The 2,507-nt window shown below is 61.0% G+C and carries 3 protein-coding genes; all 3 read left to right on the top strand.

Annotation, left to right across the window (positions count from 1 at the left end):
• Positions 1 to 85: 85 nt before the first annotated feature.
• From tnpA to tnpC, 3 genes are read left to right on the top strand one after another with little or no spacing between them, the layout of a single operon-like run.
• Positions 86 to 514 carry an IS66-like element accessory protein TnpA gene (gene tnpA / locus DT23_RS16870; RefSeq protein WP_038133196.1) on the top strand — a complete coding sequence of 143 codons (429 nt, stop codon included), beginning with the start codon at positions 86 to 88 and terminating at the stop codon, positions 512 to 514.
• Positions 511 to 864: an IS66 family insertion sequence element accessory protein TnpB gene (gene tnpB, locus DT23_RS16865; protein ID WP_038133194.1), complete on the top strand. Its 354-nt coding sequence runs from the start codon at positions 511 to 513 to the stop codon at positions 862 to 864. The genes tnpA and tnpB overlap by 4 nt, the downstream gene beginning before the upstream one ends.
• 53 nt (positions 865 to 917) lie before the next feature.
• The gene (gene tnpC, locus DT23_RS16860) at positions 918 to 2,477 is read left to right on the top strand and encodes an IS66 family transposase (RefSeq protein ID WP_038133192.1); all 1,560 of its coding nucleotides are present in this window, start codon (positions 918 to 920) and stop codon (positions 2,475 to 2,477) included.
• The last annotated feature ends 30 nt before the right edge of the window (positions 2,478 to 2,507 follow it).

Genomic DNA, 2,507 nt, shown 5'->3' with positions numbered 1-2,507 from the left:
GTAAGCGGCGTCTGGCCCCCACCTTTCATCCGATAGTCTGACCTGCGATGCCGCGCCTGACGGAGATTGGTGCGGGAGTTTCGCGATGGCAACTACGGGTGAGTTTCTCAGGGACTATGGCGTAGAGATACGGGGAAATGGTCAGCGTCGCTGGCCCGACGAGGTCAAGGCGCTGATTGTTGCCGAGACGTTGAAGCCGGGTGCGACGGTGAATGCGGTTGCTGCACGTTACGGGCTTCGCGCGAACCACCTTTCAGAATGGCGGGGTCGAGCGCGTGATGGGCGGCTGGTTTTGTCTGCGGTTGAATATGACAGCCTCTGTTTTGCGCCTGTCGTGATGTCGGATGGCGGCGGGGCGCATATGCCGGCTGCTTCGGGCGAGGCAGTCACGCCTGAAGCAAAGCTCTGCGCATCGATCGAGATTGCGATAGGCCAAGTCACGGTCCGATTGGGTGAAGAGACGCGTGCTGGCCGGATAGCTGAGATCGTGCGGGCAATCGGGGCGCTGGCATGATGTTCCCGTCAAACCGCGTGCGGGTTCTGGTCTCGACGCAGACTGTGGACTTCAGGAAAGGTCATGATGGTCTGGCGGCAATTGTGTCGTCGGTGCTGCGCAAGGATCCGTTCACCGGCACGGTGTTTGTGTTCCGCTCGCGCCGGGCGGATCGGTTGAAGCTTTTGTATTGGGATGGCACCGGATTGGTGATGGCTTACAAGCGGCTGGAAGATACGACCTTCACCTGGCCTGCGATCAAGGATGGGATGATGGCGCTGAACCACGCCCAATTTGAAGCCCTGTTTGCCGGGCTGGACTGGCGCCGCGTCAAGGCGCTGCAGACACGCCCACCGGCTGCGGCAGAATGAACCAACCGCGATTTTTGCGTATTTTTACTGGGGTTTTATAGTATCCTGAGGTCATGATTGCGACACCTGCCATTGACCTTTCCACCATCCCTCCCGCGCAGCGCGCGGCAGTTCTGGCGTTGATGGAAAAGGTGGCGGCGCTCGCAGAAATCACCCAACGACAAGAGCACCTGATCGCCGAACTGAACCATGCCCTGCATGGCAAACGGTCGGAAAAGCTGACTGAGGATGAACGGCAGCTGGCGTTCGAGGATCTGTCCATCGCGCTGGCCGAGGTCGAGGTGCAGAAGGAGCATCTGGCCGCCAAGACAGGTGACACTCCCACAACCAAGCCTGCGCCAAAGCGCACCATCGGCAATCTGCCGGCCGCACTGCCGCGCATCGAAGAAGTCATCGAACCCGCCAGCCTGATCTGCCCTTGCGGCTGCGGTGTCATGCACAAGATCGGGGAAGACCGCAGCGAGCGGCTGGACATCGTCCCGGCGCAATTGCGCGTGATTGTCACCGTGCGCCCCAAATACGCCTGCCGGACCTGCACCGACGGCGTGACCCAAGCACCGGCACAATCGCATCTGATCATGGGCGGCCTGCCAACCGAGGCCAGCATCGCCCATGTGCTGGTCAGCAAATATGCAGACCACCTGCCACTATACCGACAGAGCCAGATCTTGGCGCGGGCGGGTCTTAATCTACACCGCGCCGTGCTGGCGGATTGGGTCAGCAAGGCCGCGTTCCACCTCAAGCCCGTCGTCGACCGGCTGGCCGAACATCTGAAGCGATCATCCAAGCTGTTCATGGACGAAACCACGGCACCGGTGCTGGACCCGGGGCGTGGCAAAACCAAAACGGGCTATCTTTGGGCACTGGCCCGCGATGACAGGCCATGGGGCGGCGAAGACCCACCAGGCGTGGTTTACTTCTACGCTCCCGGTAGGTCGGGCGAGAATGCAGAAACCTTTCTCACCGGCTTCGACGGCATCCTGCAGATTGACGGCTATCAGGGCTATAATCGGCTGACTAAGCCTACCCGCAAGGGCGGCGATCCTATTCGCGTGGCCCATTGCTGGGCGCACGCGCGCCGCAAGCTGAAGGAAGTCTTCGACCGCGATGGCTCAGAGATCGCGGCTGAAGGCCTGCGCCGCATAGCCGAGATCTATACCGTTGAAGCCGATATCCGGGGCATCTCCTCCGGCCAGCGTCTGTCTGCCCGTCAGGCTCGCAGTGCCTCGCTGGTCGCAGCCTTCGGTGAATGGCTGCAGGCTGAGCGCCGCAAGATCTCCGCTAAATCTCGCTTGGGCGAAAAGCTGACTTACATCCATAACCACTGGGACGGACTGCAGACCTTCCTGACCGATGGTCGCGTCGAGATCGATAACAACCGCGTCGAAAACCTGATCCGCCCCATCACTCTGAACCGCAAGAACGCCCTCTTCGCCGGCCATGACGAGGGTGGTATCGCCTGGGGCCGCATCGCCTCACTGATCGAGACCTGCAAGACCAACGGCGTCGAGCCCTTCGTCTACCTCAAGGCCACTCTTACAGCGATAGCCAACGGACATCCGCAAAGCCGCCTCGACGACCTGCTGCCGTGGAACTTCAAGCCGTCAATCTGAACCGACAGTGCTGTCCAGCGACCGCTTACG

The organism is Thioclava indica, from assembly GCF_000714545.1.
GTDB classification, from domain to species: domain Bacteria; phylum Pseudomonadota; class Alphaproteobacteria; order Rhodobacterales; family Rhodobacteraceae; genus Thioclava; species Thioclava indica.
This window is presented reverse-complemented; position numbering and strand designations above follow the sequence as displayed.